This is a genomic window from Nostoc sp. MG11 (assembly GCF_014904695.1).
Classification (GTDB): domain Bacteria; phylum Cyanobacteriota; class Cyanobacteriia; order Cyanobacteriales; family Nostocaceae; genus Komarekiella.
In genome coordinates this window covers 77363-94626 of record NZ_JACXXN010000006.1, presented here as the reverse complement: position 1 = coordinate 94626, position 17264 = coordinate 77363, and the positions used below count along the sequence as shown (strand labels likewise).

The following is a 17264-nucleotide window of genomic DNA, read 5'->3' as shown; positions in this document are numbered from 1 at the left end:
CAAAGGACAAATAACGCTGATAGCTTAAATAGAAAGAGTGAGACACAATGCTAAAGTTCCTGAAGCAAGTTGGTGATTACGCCAAAGAAACCGTGCAAGCTGCGCGTTACATTGGTCAGGGTTTGTCTGTCACCTTCGACCACATGCGGCGGCGCCCAATTACCGTACAGTACCCTTACGAAAAACTGATTCCTGGCGAGCGGTTTCGCGGTAGGATTCACTTTGAGTTTGATAAGTGCATCTCCTGCGAAGTCTGTGTTCGAGTTTGTCCAATTAACCTGCCTGTAGTGGATTGGGAATTCGACAAAGCGAGTAAAAAGAAAAAGCTCAACCATTACAGCATTGACTTTGGAGTTTGTATTTTTTGCGGTAACTGTGTGGAATATTGCCCCACTAACTGTCTCTCCATGACAGAAGAATACGAGCTTTCCACTTATGATCGCCATGAATTGAACTATGACAGCGTAGCACTAGGTCGTCTGCCCTACAAGGTAACAGATGACCCAATGGTAACGCCACTGCGTGAACTAGTTTACCTGCCCAAGGGCGTACTCGAACCTCACGGTCTGCCTGCGGATGCGCCTCGTGCAGGTGCGCGTCCAGAAGACCTTGTAGAACAAATGGAAAAATAAATGTCAAAAGTCCAAAGTCAAGAGTCCAAATATTGACCCTTGACCCTTGACTATTGAACGCCAGTCGCCTCAAGTCGGGAAACCCTTTCGGCAGTTCCTCCTGGGGGACTCGGGGCCCCCACGGAGTGGGGATTGGGGGAGAACCCCCATCGCCCTTGGCGTCTCCGCTTGGGAGAAGACTGGACTGTCTCACCACGGCGCTGGATCCCCTTGACCAATGACTATTGAGGACAAAAAACAGTGAATTTAGCGGAAGGAGTACAGATTGTATCTTTTGGCGTGCTGGCTACGATGATGATTGGGGCAGCTATTGGCGTGGTGCTGTTTGCCAACATTGTCTATTCCGCTTTCATGCTGGGAGGTGTGTTCATCAGCATAGCGGGACTGTACCTATTGCTGAATGCTGACTTTGTTGCAACCGCACAAATACTAATTTATGTTGGGGCGGTTAACGTGCTGATTCTGTTTGCCATTATGTTGGTGAACAAACGGCAGAATTTTGTGCCGTTTCCCAACTCTTGGGTGCGGAAAGTACTAACGGCCATAGTCAGTCTAGGGTTGTTTGCTCTTTTGAGTACGATGGTACTGGCGACCCCTTGGGCTTACTCAACTGCTCCTGTAGCTAGTGAAAGTTCTATAGTTTTAATTGGTGAACATTTCTTCACTGACTTTTTACTACCTTTTGAACTGGCTTCCATTTTGCTGCTGATAGCGATGGTAGGAGCAATAATTTTAGCGCGTCGCGAGTATTTGCCAGACCAAGCTACATCATCCGAACAGCGGCAAACCGTTTTGACTTTGCCAGAACGTCCTAGAGAACTGATATCCACAAGCACCAGTACTGGAAGTGATACTGATACCTTTCGTGGTGGTTCTCGTCGCGAATAGGGAACTGGGGGCTGAGATTAGGGACTGGGGATAAATAACTACTACCTTTTGCCTCCTGCCTCCTGAATTTTGACAACTGACAACTGACAACTGACATAAGATTCATGCAACTCCAGTACTTTTTATTACTAGCAGCCGCTCTATTCTGCATTGGCATCTATGGCTTAATTACCAGCCGTAACGCCGTACGGGTGTTGATGTCAATTGAGTTACTGCTCAATGCTGTTAATCTGAATTTAATGGCATTTTCCAATTTCCTTGACTCAACATTAATTAAAGGTCAGGTTTTCACCGTGTTTGTGATCACCGTGGCAGCGGCCGAGGCGGCGGTAGGTTTAGCGATCGTGCTTGCAATTTATCGCAACCGCGATACCGTCGATATGGAGCAGTTTAATCTCCTGAAGTGGTAATAGTGCGTGCAACTAAAGCAGGTAATCATTGCTTATAAAGCGCGAGACGCCCAGAGTAAACGCTGGGCTGAAATCTGTGCTAAACAACTAGAAAATCGCGAGTGCCAAGTTTTGATGGGGCCTAGCGGGCCAAAAGACAATCCATATCCAGTGTTTTTGGCTTCGGCGGGTCAACCAATCGATCTAGCTTTGGTACTCGGTGGTGATGGTACTGTATTAACTAGTGCCAGACATTTAGCCCCAGCTGGCATCCCCATTCTGGGAGTGAATGTAGGAGGTCATCTGGGGTTTTTAACTGAATCAGTTGAAGAATTTCAGGATACAGAGCAAGTTTGGGATCGGCTGTTGGAGGATCGCTATGCTATCCAGCGGCGGATGATGTTGCAAGCAGCGGTGTATGAGGGTCATGGTTCCAATTTGGAACCAGTGAGTGAGCGTTATCTCGCTTTGAATGAATTTTGTGTCAAACCCGCTTCCGCTGACCGAATGATTACCTCAATTCTTGAAATGGAAATTGATGGTGAGGTAGTCGATCAATACGTAGGAGACGGGTTAATTATTTCCACTCCTACAGGTTCCACTGGTTACACCGTTTCTGCCAATGGCCCAATTATGCACGATGGTATGGAGGCAATTACCATCACTCCCATTTGTGCAATGAGTCTTTCTAGTCGCCCTCTGGTTTTGCCCCCTGGTTCTGTGGTCAGTATTTGGCCTTTGGGGGATTACGATTTGAGTACTAAACTGTGGACAGATGGCGTGTTAGGAACTTCAATTTGGCCAGGACACCGCGTTGATGTACGGATGGCAGAGTGTCGGGCTAAATTTATTATTTTACGGGAGAACAATTCGTATTATCAGACGTTGCGAGAGAAGTTACTCTGGGCAGGTACAAGGGTTCGCTACAGTAATAATCATCGAAATTAATTGAGTAGCTCAAGAGTGCATTTGCCGCAGATCGTCTGTAATGCTCCCGAAGGAGTCGCAAAATTATTCCAGCCCTCGGATTTATCCGGGGGCTTTCTTACCCTATCGTGACTTTCTTCGCATAGCGTATATAAAAGAAAAATTTTGTATCTTATTGCCAGATCTTTTCAGCAGTCAAGCTCATAATAAAAACACCCTACACCTTATCCAAGAAAGCAAGCAGAAATTGTGGGTAATAAACCGGACATAATATCGAGGGAGGATTTAGCAAAAAACGCTCTCTGGAGAATCTTTTCTCGAAAACTATCCTAATCATGCTTCGGCACATTAATACATAATGTGATCTGCTAAATCCTCATAGAAAATTCTCACAATTTAAGTAGGAAGACAGATGGAATCTGGACGCAACATCAATTACCCACTAAGTCCTACTACCCCCTTCGCAGATTTTCCCGTTCTTCAAACCGAAAATTATATCCTACGGCTTGCCTCAACTGATGAAGAATTAGAATCCATTTTCCAATTGCGCTTTGAAGTTTTTAATCAGGAACTAGGCCTAGGGTTTTCTACTTCTAACCTTACCCAAATAGAGCAAGACAATTTTGATGCGGTTTGCCATCATTTAATACTCATTTCCAAACAGACTGGTAAAACGATAGGAACTTATCGGATGCAAACCTATGCAATGGCTTCTCAAGGGCTGGGATTTGATGCTGCTGACATATTTAATCTCAATGCGATTCCTGACTCTGTGCTTCAGGCATCTGTAGAAGTTGGGTATGCATGTATAGCTAAAGAGTACCGCAATATTCAAGCGCTTTTATTACTCTGGCAAGGGCTAGCAAATTATCTCATCCAGAGTAGAAATCAGTACTTTTTTGGCTGTGCATCATTACTCACACAATGCCCTTTGCAAGCTGCTTGTGCTTTTGATTATTTTCGGCAGAATCAGTTGATGCATCCAAGTATTTTAGTTTATCCAAATTCACAATTTTGTCTAGAACTTACTCAACAATGTCAAGATGCATGTAATGTGGAGCTTCCTAATATTTTGCAGGCATATTTAAATATTGGAGCTAAAATATGCAGCTTTCCAGCCATTGATCGACAGTTTAAGACTATTGATTTTTTAACTATATCTAATGTTGCAGACTTTGCCAGATGGCGTTACCCAATTTTGTAAAAATGATCTTTTGCCATCACTACTGTAAGTCGGGGTTACACGACCCAAGTCTGCTTACAGAGAGTAGATAAAAGAGAGATATTTAAAGCGGTTTTGATATAAAAGTTATAAGTTATTACTCAATATTTTTTAACTAAGACACAAACAAACTCAGTCTCAAGTTCTGCCCAATATTTGTGATGTAAAATGAGCATAATTTCCTAAGTGTTTAGCAATAACTTGGAAACCTGGGCAGGAGTTGAAGGGTGGCAAGTACGCTATTGAGACAGAGTTAGGGCGGGGGCGCTTTGGCATTACCTATCTAGCTAGGGATAGAGATGGCAATGGTCATGTGATCAAAACTCTCAACGATCAGGTGCTTAATGACCCCTTAGAATTTGAGCGGTGGCAAGACAATTTTGCGGGAGAAGCCTTCAAATTAGCTCAGTTCACTGATATCTATTCTTTAGCAGCAACGCTGTATGTTTTACTAATGGGAGAACTGCCTGCTAGTGCTAAAGAGCGCAAGTTTGCCAATGCTCGTTTAGTTCCACCCAAGGAAATTAATTCTGGGATTAGCGATCGCACCAGCAGAGCAATTATTGCAGGAATGGAGTTAGAAGTGGTGTATCTAATATTTCTCGGTCACGCCGCACTTGCATTGGTTGAGGGCTGACAATCAGCAAGCAAAGTAGGAGCAAAGTTAAAGGGATTGTCTGTGGCTGCTGACAAAACTTGCAATTTGAAGCAGTTTTGCGGGATTTGATACAACCTTAGCCAATTCTTTTCAGAGTTAATAGAGAAGAGGTGTTCATCCCCAATCTCCCAAATCAAATGACCCTCAATGTACAGTTAGTTGATGTCTTACACCTGTCACAACAACCGCCTGGGAATTTATGGTGCTGTGGCATAATTAACCGCAGGGTTTAACCCCTCACCCCAAAAACCTTGATTTTAGACTATTCATCTGTAACAGCACAAATGCGTTATAACGCACTGAAATCAAGACAGATTGTGACTGACGGGTCATACTCCCCCATCTATCCGCCCACAATATCCTTCAAGTTATGGGCTGGTGCTAATGGAGAATGCTGCAAGCTATGAGGTTGGCGATGTTTAACGAATAAGCTCCACTTGACGTTTTAGCGATCATCGCACTTCATCCAGTCTGCTTTACTGGATTATTTTGGACAACTTTTTGGGAAACCTAGTTATGCGCCATCTCAAACTTGGCCCGAGTTGGTTGCGTTTTTTAGTTGTGTTTTTGTTGGTGATGAGTATATTGTTTCGCTTTGTTAATCTTGATAGCAAAGTTTATTCGCATGATGAAACTCATAGCTCATTACGAATTTCTGGCTACACAACAACTCAAGTAAAACAGCAAATTTTTAACGGTCTGATCATTGCCAGAGAAAGCTTTGCTAAGTTTCAAGGTGTAAATCAGGAAAAAAACTTAAATGACACAATTATGACTTTGGTAACGGCAGATTCTCAGCATCCACCACTTTATTATCTAATAGCTCGATTGTGGATGGGAATCTTTGGCAACTCGGTGATAGCTATTAGAAGTTTGTCTGTCTTGATTAGCTTTTTGGTTTTTCCTTGCGTTTATTGGTTATGCCAAGAATTATTTAATGTGCCGTTATTAGTATCTGGCATAGCGATCGCACTTATGGCAATCTCTCCAATTCACCTAGTCTATGCCCAGGAAGCACAAGAATATATTCTCTGGTTAGTCACCATATTGCTATCTAGTGCTGCACTGCTGCAAGCAATAAATCTGGAATCAAAAGATAAAGACGAATTAGCAAAAGAACAGCAACGATCAGATCGCTTCGCCACCTGGAGCATTTATTCAGTAACTTTAGCGCTGAGTTTTTACACATTTTTGTGGAGTGGATTTGTGGCAGTTGCTCATGGAACATATGTAATTATTACTAACAGATTCCAATTGACTGAAACTGTTAGAGCTTATTTGCTAGCATCCCTGGTGAGTTTTTTAGCCTTCATGCCTTGGATGACAGTTGTAATAGCTGACTTTTTCCAATTTTTAATTTCAGCAGAGGTGACAACTAAAGATTTATCTTTAGTGCCTGTATTGCCCTTTTTAGTAATGCAATTAAGCCGGATTTTTTTTGATTTGAATTTAGCTTGGGAAAATCCTTTCAGCTATTTAATTGCATCATTGTTTTTAGTTTTGGTGGGATATGCAATTTATGTTATTTGTCAGACAACTAACCAAAAAACTTGGTTGTTTATTGTGACATTGATAGTAGTGCCAGCACTACCCCTAATGCTACCTGATTTATTTTCTGGGAGCATTCGAGCCGCTTCTGAACCATATTTAATACCAGCTTATTTAGGTATTCAAGTAGCTGTTGCTTACTTGATAGCTACGCAACTATATAATGGCAGCGAGTCACGCCGGAGAAACTGGCAAATAATCATAGGGCTACTGATTATTTGTGGTATAATTTCTTCGAGGGTAAGTTCCCAGGCAAAAACTTGGTGGAATAAAGGTGTGAGCTACGGGAATCCCCAAGTTGCCCAAATTATTAATCAGACTGCTAGCCCATTGTTAATTAGTGATGCTTCTGGCATTAATTATGGGAATGTCTTTTCCTTAAGTTATCTTTTGGAACCTAAAGTACGATTTCTGTTGGTACAAGACCAAAAAGTTCCCAAGATTCCTGATAAGTTTACTGATATATTTTTACTCAATCCTTCATATGATTGGCGTCAAATAATCGAAAAAAGATACGACTCGAAGACGGAGATTGTTTATAGTGATAATTATTATTCAGTCTGGAAACTAATTAAACCTCGCAGCTTGCGCCGACGCGATATCCCACGTAAGAATAAATTATCTACTGCTTGACAGTGTGATACACAATGTGAGAGAAACTTAAACTCTGGAGACTTATTTGTGAAACCTGGTTATGCGGCATCCCAAACTTTCTCCGAGTTGGTTACGATTTTTTATCGTCGTAATATTAGTACTTGGCGTTTTTTTCCGGTTCTTTAATCTGGATCATAAAATTTATTGGCATGATGAAGTCTACACTTCCTTCCGAGCCGCTGGATTCACAGGTCAAGAAATTGGTGAAGAAATTTTTCAAAACCAGGTTATTTCACCACAGGAATTACAGAAGTATCAGCGTCTAAAACCAGGAAGCACTCCAGTAGATACAATCAAATCTTTAGCAGTTGAAGACCCGCAACATCCACCGCTATACTTCTTGATGGCTCGTTTCTGGATGCAGGCATTCGGCAGTTCTAGTACAGCATCGCGGACTTTGCCAGCTTTATTGAGTCTGCTAGCGTTAGTGTCGATGTACGCTCTTGGACGAGAGCTTTTTACCTCCCGAATAGCAGCTTTGTTAGCGACAGCGCTTTTAGCTCTATCTCCGTTTGATATCTTATTTGCTCAGATTGCAAGACAGTACAGTTTTCTGACAGTATGCATCATTGCCAGTAGTTTTTTCTTGCTTAGGGCGTTGCGCTTGCCAACTTGGTATAACTGGGGACTTTATGCACTGGCAATTACACTCGGCTTGTATAGCCAACCATTTTTTGGGCTGACTTTGAGTGGTCATATAGTTTACATGCTGTTAGCGCATCTTTTGGCTAAAAATCCCAAGATGAGGGCAGAAGATTCCCAGAATTTGCCTGGAAATCAAAACAGATTTGCAATTTCTAATTTAATATTTTTCGGACTAGCGATCGCCACCTCACTGATTCTCTACAGCCCGTGGTTATTTGTGTTGAAAAGCAATTACCAGCGGATTTTGGACACTACAAGCTGGGTTAAAGGCGGTGACGTTCTTTACCGCGTAAAGCTGTGGATTCTAAGTTTTACTGCCCTATTTTTAGATTTAGATTTTGGTTTTAACAATATCTGGACTTATATACCCAGGTTGCTAATTCTGCTGCTGATTGCTGCGGCTATCTACCAATGTCGTTACACCAGTCGGAAAACCTGGTTATTTATCCTAACTGCGATTTTTGTGCCTTTTTTGATATTGGCTGTGTCAGATTTTGTTTTAGAAACGCAGCGGTCTGCGGTTAGCCGCTATTTAATTTCTTGTTTTCCTGGAGTGCAGCTAGCTGTAGGTTATTTTCTGGCAACTAAAATACTGAATAGACAACGCTTCTGGCGGGGTGTCATGGTGGTACTAATTACATGTAGTGTCGTATCCTGTACAGTTAGCGCTTTTTCTAATACTTGGTGGAGCAATATCCCTAGCCATTTTAATGCTGAAATGGCACGGCGAGTTAATGCGGTTTCTTCCCCGGTTTTACTTAGCGATGGTGGCTATGACGGGACTAATTTAGGAGACTTACTGTCTTTGAGCTATTTACTAGATGATGATGTGCAATTGGTACTGTTTGGTCAGCCTCCTAAGCTAGAAGCATTAGATTTAAAGTCTTTACTTTCAGGAAATTCTGAAACATTCTTGTTCCGTCCTTCGCCACAACTCGTCCAGGCTATTGAGTCGAAATATGGTCAACTAGTGCAGGTAGTTCCGACTGGGGGACTTTGGCAACTAAAAAGGCTATGAGTTCTAATACACCTAGTAGTGCTATGGTCTGCACCTATAGCTATAGTTTATTTTGCTAAACTAAGTGCAAATAAAATCAGGATTGACGGAGCCATGAGTGCTACGACAACTCGACCTCTAACCCTAGAAGAGTTTCTGAAGCTCCCAGAAACTCAACCAGCTAGTGAATATATTAATGGAGAAATTATTCCCAAACCAATGCCAAAAGGGAGATATAGCCGTTTGCAAGGAAAATTGTGTGCGGTAGTAAATCAAGTTGTAGAATTGCCAAAGATTGCATACGCATTTCCAGAACTACGGTGTAGTTTTGGAGGACGCTCAATATTACCAGATGTGGCTATATTCAACTGGGAACGCATACCATTTACTGTCGATGAGCAAGTACCGGATAACTTTGAACTGCCACCAGATTGGACAATTGAGATTCTCTCACCAGAACAAAAACCGAACAAAGTGATTGGTAACATTCTCCAGTGTTTGAAGTATGGTAGCCGCTTGGGGTGGTTTCTTAATCCTGATGACCTGAGTATTTTGGTATTTTTGCCAGAGCAATAACCAGAGTTACTTCAAGGTGAAGATTATTTACCAGTTTTAGAAAAAGTTGAACTGACACTAACTGTTAATCAAGTTTATGGATGGTTAAAAATGGGTGGTTAAAAATGCTGGCATTTGTCAGCTATCTATCACTAGAAACTATTTAATCGAATATCCTGAAAAATATCAGAAACCTGCCATCCTGAGTTACCAATACCATTTGTTCCACTAGCTAAGTAAGGACTTTTCTTAAAGCGAGCGCTTACTTTTTAACCCATTTGTAGTTAGACTTTAGAAACTGCGATCGCACTTACATCGGCTTTTCGATCAAACAAAATTCGTGGTTTCAGCAAGATTTTCAACAGTAACAAAAATGAGCCAAATTCTCTTGGTGTATTCTGGCATTTCCACTGTCCTGGACGACAAAATAACATTTCTATCAAGTGGCGATGTTGATTCAAATTCACTGATTCAAACCGGACGCGCACTGTGGGAAATTCATTATTAAACCCTGTACGCACAATCTCACCAGCTAAATGAAGATTTTCCTCAACAATTTCGATGTTTACTAGCTGATTTGCAAATAAATTTCCGCAGGGTAGCTGAGTCAGAGCAACTTCAGTGCCTACTTCCGAAATCATTGTAGTCACACCCCATAAATTTTGTTTACCAATTTTTAACCGCACCACTCGCCGCAAATCAAACCATTCATAAACATCTTTTCTAGGAGCATCTAGCAAAATCAACAAAGCAATGCCAATCATGAACAAATTATAAGTACTCCACAACCAACCTAAGCCTACACCTTTAATTCCTTGAGCAACTTCTGGCGGTAATGAGGTAGCCGACATTTCTTGAACCATACTAAGACCAAGATTACGCCACAAGCTAATAGCAGTAGCGATAAATATAATAATTAAAGGTAAAGCTAAATTCCAGTTGAAAATATAGCGATCGCTTGCTATTCCTTTAGGTGTGACTTTAAACCCTTTCGAGAAAGGATTTAGCATAACTTTGATTACAGTCAGAGCTAAAGGACAACATAGTAATAGAGAGTAAACATCTGATAATAAGGCTGAACGCGATTGGTGATTTAACCAACTAAAGACTGTAAAGCTTACCAAATAACAAGGTAAGATGAAATACATTATTTCCGCTAAAGTTGCTCGAAGCGGAATCACACCTAAAAACGAATAAGCTAACGGCATCAGAAGGAAATAAACGCGAGATATCGGGCTAAACCAACTTAATAATCCCTCGAAATGAGCTAATCTTTGAAAGATATTTAATCCAGGAATAGTTAAAGGATTAGATTTAATAAAAAATGCTTGTAGTGTACCCTGTCCCCACCTTAATCGTTGAACCGCATAAGCAGCAATATTTTCTGCTGCTAAACCAGCGCTTAATTTTTCATTTAAATAAATTAATTGGTAGCCTTGAGCAGTTATCCGAATTCCCGTGAAATAATCTTCGCTTAATGACTCAGTTACAAAACCCCCAGTTTCTTCTAAAGCACTGCGACGAACAACGAAGGAAGTACCAGCACAAATCACGCTACCTGTAACATCACGTATTGGTTGAATTAGCCGATAAAATACTTCTTCGTCTGAGGTAATAACATTTTCTAATCCGAGATTATGGGCTACGGGGTCAGCGTTGTAGAAGCTTTGAGGCGTCTGTACAAGGGCGACTTTATCATTTTGAAATAAGCCAACAGTGCGAGTGAGAAAGTTTTTTGTTGGGACAAAATCGGCATCAAAAACTACAATTAACTCACCCTGAGTTTTGGCGATCGCATGATTCAAATTTCCAGCTTTGGCATAACTATTATCGGGTCGTATTACATATTTACATCCTAATTCTTTAGCTAAACTTTTGACTTCTGGACGTTTAGTATCATCCAAAAGATAAATGTTTTTATTGGCATACTCCAGGGCTTGACAACCAATAATCGTGCGGCGCAAAATAAACGTTGGTTCATTGTAAGTCGGTATTAAAATATCCACAGATGGAACAAAGCTACCATGAATAACAGCTAATGATTTTTCGTCTGCTTCACGGTGTCGGTCTTTGACATTCAACATGAAAAATAGTTGGATAATATTACCCACGAGCAATGTCATTTCCATGAAGAATAACCCTAGACTAAACACCCCATTTAGTGGGTCTACAACATTTAGAGTAGAGAGCGATCGCCAAAGAACGTAACGTAAAGTGAGAATAATTAAAATTCCCACTACTAGCCGTCGCGACCAAACACGAGGCTGAGGCGAAATTTTCATCACTAAAAATACTGTTAATAAAAGTACCACAGTCGGTGCAAGTAAATATTCGACCTCCACCCTTGGCACTTCTAACCACGTTGGTGGCTGCTGTTGTAAAGTATTAATTTGAGAAAAAATTTCCGTAATTCTGCCTTCACCAGCAAACCATGCTGTGACGAAGATACCAGATAAGAAAACGATACCCAATAAAATCAGCGTTGCTGTTCTAAATTGAAAAATTCTCTTGGAAACAAGAGATTGAGAGGATTTATAGCTTAGCTTTGATACTCTTATTTCGCGCTTCTGCACCTAAAACTCTCCTGAAAAACCAAGAATTTTGTCTGATTATTGTGACGTAATTATTGAAAAAATGTTACAAAAAATTAACTATAATATTTTACATTATAAAAGTGCAAGACTTGTGCTTTTTAATACATAAGCTTGCTGTTTGCGCCAGTCATGATCTTTTGTAAAATGGTTAGCTGTTTACTTTTAATAAATCAGCCAAAAATAACGATAATTAAGAGTAATACACAAAAAAAAATTGAGCCAATAGCTGAACTAACTTACTAAAAATTTATACAAATAAGAGTTGCTGCTCACATCTAAAATAAATGTCATATCTAAACCATTACATTTTTCATAGTGTTAGGAATTGACCGACATTCCTTTATGCTACAGAGCAAGCAGATTTATCTGTGGGATAAATCCAAAATCTAAAATCCAAAATCTAAAATTGAGTGACTTTCCAGTATTCTAAAATCAATTATTCATTTCGCGGTTTATTCTCAACCAATTCTCAGGTTAAATTAATTTTAGTGATGGCACGAGGCTTTAAATTATCTTTAGAGATGAATTTAAGGATACCAAAGCTATGAGATTTCAGCATTTAGCTATTCTTGGGATCGTTGCCGTTATAAATATCAGCTGTACAAGCAAAGAAACTTCAAATCTGCCCAATATTCAAGCGCAATCTACAACAACCTTAGCTAGTGCAGCGGTAGGAACTGGAACCTTTAAAGCCGGGGAACATCCAACTACAGGAAAAGTTAGCATTGTCACCGAACAAGGAAAACGCTATCTTGAGTTTGATCAAAGTTTCAAAACTAATAAAGGCCCAGACTTATTTGTAATTCTGTATCGTTCTGATGCACCGCCAGTATATGGTATTAAAGAGAAAGATTATGTAAGCATTAGCCGCTTACAAAAGACAAGTGGTTCTCAACGCTATGCTTTGCCTGAAAATGTCAAGCTGACAGATTTTCGCTCAGTAGCGGTATGGTGTCGTCAATTTAATGCTAATTTTGGTTATGCTTCTTTGCCTAAATAGTTTGATTAACGGGTAATAGCTAATTAACAAGTAAGAAATTTCTCAATTTAGGTTGTATGCAATTAACAGATTTTTTGGGACTTATACATCCGGCGATCGCAGTTATTTTTGTGTTTCCCCTCATTGGTATGGTGGTTAATTTCGCTTGGCAAACACGTCAACGCCGCTTGCAAAACTTAGCTGGAAATAAAAGCAAAATTCCCCCAATAGTTGGTTCAGAACATAGAGATTTAGGAAAATGGCTAACAAGTGCAGTTGTGGGATTAACTTTACTAGGTTTAGCTTATCCAATTGGCAAAAATATTCTGAATAATCAATTATGGAGTAAAGTACCTTTCCAAGTTGTTTTTATCTTATTGATGTTTGCTGCAACTATTATTTGTTTGGTATTACTTTATCGAGCAAATCAGAAAGTATGGCGAGCAGTTTTTGCAACTTTAACAGGTGCAGGCTTAGTAATTTTGGGCTGTCAGGATGGAGTATTTCGCCGTACAAATGAGTGGTATTGGTCACATTATTATATTGGCCTTAGCGCAGCATTGTTGATGATTTTTTCATTAGCAATTGTTCAAGATATCTATCAGGATAAGTCTCATCGCTGGCGCACCATCCATACAATTTTAAATTGCATTGCCTTGTTATTATTTATCGGGCAAGGTATGACAGGTACACGAGATTTATTAGAAATTCCCCTAGGTTGGCAAGAATCTCATATTTATCAGTGTGATTACGTTAATAAAACTTGTCCGACACTAAACCCCCAAGCACCAAAGTAAATCTCATCAAACTTACTTCAGATAAATCAGCAGATTTAATCCTGGAATTGTGCGGGAAAGAGTCCACAAAACTAAGGTAATATAAATAACACCCAAACTCCACTGATACCAAGCAAGTGCAGAGATAATACCAGGTAGGTGTTCGTCTCGTAAGCGAATGTCATTAAAACCTAATCGCAATAGGTTGTTGAGGCTAAAATCATAGTAGTTGAGCCAATTCCAGCGACGATTCCATAATAATGGCATATATCGTTCGCGGAAAGTCTCATTTCTAGGAATAACTGGTAAGCGTCCAATTAACAATCGTAACTGTCGAAATGTTCCATCTTCTGTAAAGTAGGAAACGTTCATTAAGTCGTGATAACGACCTTGTTGATAAAGTTTGAATAATAAAGCTATTGGTATAGGAATAATGATAATTAAAAGACAACCTAGTGTCAGCCAAGGTTGTTCAGCATTACGAAAGATAGCTAATAAACTAAATAGTGTTAACAGGCTAAAACTAACTAACATTGAAGTGGTTTCGTAGTATGTGGGAATAATTGGTATAGGATGCAAGCGGCGGTAGCGATCCACTAGCCAAAATAGCAAGCCAAAACAGGCGATCGCTAATCCCCCCACACCAAAAACTAACCAAAAATCTGTACCATAGCCACTCAACAGCAACAATACACTTAATGTCAACCAACTCCAAGCTTGCAATAACCACGCACCTGGAGAAAGGGGTTCACTAACAACTAAGCGATCGCTCAGCTGCATGTATTTCTCTAAATCAATGTCTGCTAAAGTTAGTAACTCGCTGCGACTGCGAAACGATTTTATCCGACGGCGGTAGGCGATCGCTTCTGCTTGAGTTTTGGAAAAACCCAGATTAATCAAACTTGCAGGAGTTGCACTATTAATATTTGTAGCCATCAAACTGCGGCTTAACTGTGTTAATCGCAGCTGTTGTTTTGTGTATTCCAGTTGATTTGCATCAGTAACTTGCTGCTGCTGACGGAAATTTTGCCCCAAATTACGCAAAACGTTTTGATTACCTTGCAAAGTAGGTATGGAAAACATCTTACCAATCTGACCGGGATTGCCTAAAATTTTCGCTTGATTAGAGTTAAAAGTTAAACCAGGTACACTTAAAAAAGCTGCCGTGGCAAACCTCGCATCGCTAAAGTCTGCTTGGTTGAGAATACTAGCCCCACGCAGATTTACAGGTTCGTTAAATTCCGCTTCCCGAAAGCTCACAGCTTGCTCAAAAGTTGCTTCTGTTAGTAGCAACTGATTGAAACTAGCTTTAGTAAACTGTGCTTGATCAGAAAAACGTACATCAGAAAAATCTGCATTATCTTGCCACTGCCCACTACTAAATTTAGCCAATTGTTTAAAACTTGCTTGATTAAAGTTAGCAGTATTTACAAATATGCTACCTTGAAAATTAGCGGTTTCCTGAAATTGGGTTTGTTTAAAATTAGCTTTGTCAAAAAAAACACTGCTTTGAAAATTGCTTGCTTGCCGGAAGTTAGCACTCATAAAGCTAACAGGACGGCTGAATCTGGTTTCAGTCCAGTTAGTGGGTTGGAGAAAGGTGGCATTTTGAGCATCCACAGACTGAAGAAAGAATGTATTGAGAAACTTCACTTCTCCATTAAAGCGAGTTTGCACCAATGTTAAAACCCCACGAAAGACGGTGATTTCACTAGCTGGAGTTAGCTGAGTTCCTAAAAGCGATCGACAATCTTTTGAATTGGGTAAAGCAATCGCAAGTGACTGCAAACATACAAAACGCAAGCGTTCCAGTTCTTTTTGTTCAGTTGCAGTGAAAATAGGGGCAATCGCTTGAGCGTAGAGGGGTGTTCTTAAACCCAAATCGCTACCCACAAAATCCCCTTGAATCAAAGAATAGCTGAGGTCTAAACCTAAAGGTTTTGCACCCAATTCTTTTCGCAGCGTTTGGTAAAAAGCATCACGAAAGCTGCCATTTTCTGGACGCAAATCGATCACCATTTGCCGCAAATCCACTGTCAAACTGCCTTCACGAAGCATCGGTGTACGCAGCCGCTCTTGCAATAATTCCAGAGTTAAGGGTGTGCGTTCTAGTTGTACCTGTGCTGCCCAAGCTGGTAGAGGTAGAAAAAGGAGAATTAATAAAACGCAGAGGCTAAACGCCAAGGTACACAAAGGCTTTTCGCTGCGTTCCTCTGTCTTGAAAAGTTTCCTACGCCGGGAAACCCGGCTTTCCTTCGGAACGCTTATGCGAACGAGGAACTTTTCGTTGCGCTTCTCTTCGCGTTCCTCTGCGTTTAAAAAATAACTTATGCAAATTGCTCGCTCATTCATCACTAATCAGCAGAACAATTTTACCTGTAATAGACCCAGTTTCAAGTAATTGGTGTGCTTTCGCCGCTTCTTTTAGAGGAAACTTGTGACTAACGTGGATTTTTAACCTGCCCTGATCAATCCAGTTAGCAGACTGTTCGAGAATTTCTGCGTGGTGCTGAAGGCTCTCCTTCAATCCTAGCAACGCTGGTGTCAACATTAATTCTAAACCAATGCGGAGATTACGCATTCTGGCATTTTTCCAAACAGTATTGGCATCTGGTTCGAGAATCGTCACGATATCGCCATACACTCGCACCGCTGGGAAAGTTTTATGAAAAGTTTCTCCACCTACAGTGTCAAAAGCCAAGTCTACGCCTTCGCCATTAGTCCAATCTAAAGCCGCTTGCACAAAGTCAGTTTGTTTATAAAAAATTACATGGTCAGCACCGAGTTGTTTGACAAAATTAGCCTTTTCCTCAGAACTCACGGTAGTAGATACACTAGCACCTTTGAGCTTAGCCAATTGAATTGCTACATGACCAACACCACCAGCACCCGCATGAATCAAAACCCGTTCCCCAGGTTCCAATCGTCCGCGTTCATACAAAGCTTCCCAAGCGGTAATTAACACCAAAGGCGCTGCTGCCGCTTCTGCAAAGGAGATGGAAGCAGGTTTCCGCGCCACAAACCGCTCATCGACAACGGTATATTCGGCATAATTACCTTGGTGTGCGCCTAAGCCACCTAGGCAAAAATATACTTCATCTCCTGGGCGAAAACGCTGGACACCAGCCCCTACTGCTTCAACAACACCCGCACCATCACATCCTAAAATTGCAGGCATTTGATCGGGGTAGAAAGTACCTCGGCTACGAAGTTTAGTATCAATGGGGTTAATTCCAGCCGCAACCAAGCGTATTAAAAGTTCAGTATTCCCTACAGGAACACCAGGGTTTGGTACTTCCTGTAATTGCAAAACTTCAGGACTGCCAGCTGCCGTCATCAAGACTGCTTTCACGACTCTTTCCTCCTGGTAGATGCACGCTCATTTGCAACTTTAGCGTAGGTACTACCCCGAACACAAAACAAGCAACCCGTTGTGTATGGGGTTTTAAACCCCTTTTAGTAGGATAAAATGCCGTACCCCTGGCAGCCAGATGAGTAGAAATGATGGCGATCGCTCCTAAAGCATCGGCATTGCTAGCATATTTAATCAGCAAAAAGGCATATTCCTTTACTAAAACTTCATATTCAATAAGCAAAAGGGCATTTGACTTACTAAAAAAGCCATTTGACTTACTCAAAATGACGTTTAACTTGCTCATTTTGGTGTTTTCCGCAAGCAAAATAAGCTTTTACCTACTCAAAATGACGTTTGACTTACTCATTTTGGTGTTTTCCGCAAGCAAAATAAGCTTTTACCTACTCAAAATGACGTTTGACGTACTCATTTTGGTGTTTTCCGC

The 17264-nt window shown here is 40.8% G+C and carries 14 protein-coding genes and 1 pseudogene; 11 read left to right on the top strand and 4 right to left on the bottom strand.

Features of this window, described 5'->3' with window-relative positions:
* The first annotated feature begins 47 nt into the window (after positions 1 to 47).
* The 9 genes and pseudogenes from ndhI to HCR01_RS11370 all read left to right on the top strand — a co-directional run bounded on the left by ndhI (position 48) and on the right by HCR01_RS11370 (position 9238).
* Positions 48 to 632 carry an NAD(P)H-quinone oxidoreductase subunit I gene (gene ndhI / locus HCR01_RS11410; RefSeq protein ID WP_193196317.1) on the top strand — a complete coding sequence of 195 codons (585 nt, stop codon included), beginning with the start codon at positions 48 to 50 and terminating at the stop codon, positions 630 to 632.
* Between the two features lie 240 nt (positions 633 to 872).
* Positions 873 to 1520, top strand: a complete 648-nt coding sequence (locus HCR01_RS11405; protein ID WP_193196316.1) for an NADH-quinone oxidoreductase subunit J — start codon at positions 873 to 875, stop codon at positions 1518 to 1520.
* Positions 1521 to 1624: 104 nt separating this feature from the next.
* A complete protein-coding gene (nuoK, locus tag HCR01_RS11400) occupies positions 1625 to 1930 on the top strand; it encodes an NADH-quinone oxidoreductase subunit NuoK (protein WP_006199065.1) in 306 nt (101 codons plus the stop codon).
* 6 nt (positions 1931 to 1936) lie between these two features.
* Positions 1937 to 2857: an NAD(+) kinase gene (locus tag HCR01_RS11395; protein WP_162396853.1), complete on the top strand. Its 921-nt coding sequence runs from the start codon at positions 1937 to 1939 to the stop codon at positions 2855 to 2857.
* 391 nt (positions 2858 to 3248) lie between these two features.
* Positions 3249 to 4040, top strand: coding sequence for a GNAT family N-acetyltransferase (locus HCR01_RS11390; protein WP_193196315.1), 792 nt, complete (start codon positions 3249 to 3251; stop codon positions 4038 to 4040).
* A 238-nt stretch (positions 4041 to 4278) separates the two neighbouring features.
* Positions 4279 to 4695 carry a hypothetical protein gene (locus tag HCR01_RS11385; RefSeq protein ID WP_193196314.1) on the top strand — a complete coding sequence of 139 codons (417 nt, stop codon included), beginning with the start codon at positions 4279 to 4281 and terminating at the stop codon, positions 4693 to 4695.
* A 537-nt stretch (positions 4696 to 5232) separates the two neighbouring features.
* Positions 5233 to 6897, top strand: a complete 1665-nt coding sequence (locus HCR01_RS11380) for a glycosyltransferase family 39 protein (protein ID WP_193196313.1) — start codon at positions 5233 to 5235, stop codon at positions 6895 to 6897.
* A 61-nt stretch (positions 6898 to 6958) separates the two neighbouring features.
* On the top strand, positions 6959 to 8581 hold the full coding sequence (locus HCR01_RS11375; protein ID WP_193196312.1) for a glycosyltransferase family 39 protein: 1623 nt from the start codon (positions 6959 to 6961) through the stop codon (positions 8579 to 8581).
* A gap of 93 nt (positions 8582 to 8674) precedes the next feature.
* Positions 8675 to 9238, top strand: a pseudogene (locus tag HCR01_RS11370) (Uma2 family endonuclease).
* A 161-nt stretch (positions 9239 to 9399) separates the two neighbouring features.
* Here HCR01_RS11370 and HCR01_RS11365 read toward each other — a convergent pair.
* On the bottom strand, positions 9400 to 11688 hold the full coding sequence (locus HCR01_RS11365) for a glycosyltransferase (protein ID WP_193196311.1): 2289 nt from the start codon (positions 11686 to 11688) through the stop codon (positions 9400 to 9402).
* A gap of 565 nt (positions 11689 to 12253) precedes the next feature.
* Between HCR01_RS11365 and HCR01_RS11360 the strand changes: the two genes are divergently transcribed.
* Positions 12254 to 12709, top strand: coding sequence for a DM13 domain-containing protein (locus tag HCR01_RS11360; RefSeq protein ID WP_193196310.1), 456 nt, complete (start codon positions 12254 to 12256; stop codon positions 12707 to 12709).
* 56 nt (positions 12710 to 12765) lie between these two features.
* Positions 12766 to 13485 (top strand): DUF4079 domain-containing protein, encoded by a 720-nt coding sequence (locus HCR01_RS11355; protein ID WP_193196309.1) that lies wholly within the window; start codon positions 12766 to 12768, stop codon positions 13483 to 13485.
* Positions 13486 to 13497: 12 nt separating this feature from the next.
* Here HCR01_RS11355 and HCR01_RS11350 read toward each other — a convergent pair whose 3' ends face one another.
* From HCR01_RS11350 to HCR01_RS11340, 3 genes are read right to left on the bottom strand one after another with little or no spacing between them, the layout of a single operon-like run.
* Complete coding sequence (locus HCR01_RS11350) at positions 13498 to 15816, bottom strand: pentapeptide repeat-containing protein (RefSeq protein ID WP_193196308.1); 2319 nt, start codon at positions 15814 to 15816, stop codon at positions 13498 to 13500.
* Positions 15809 to 16816 carry a zinc-dependent alcohol dehydrogenase family protein gene (locus HCR01_RS11345; protein ID WP_193196307.1) on the bottom strand — a complete coding sequence of 336 codons (1008 nt, stop codon included), beginning with the start codon at positions 16814 to 16816 and terminating at the stop codon, positions 15809 to 15811. The genes HCR01_RS11350 and HCR01_RS11345 overlap by 8 nt, the downstream gene beginning before the upstream one ends.
* Entirely contained in the window at positions 16779 to 17123 is a 345-nt protein-coding gene (locus HCR01_RS11340) for a hypothetical protein (protein WP_193196306.1), read from the bottom strand. Before HCR01_RS11340 ends, HCR01_RS11345 begins: the two co-directional genes overlap by 38 nt.
* Positions 17124 to 17264 lie beyond the last annotated feature (141 nt).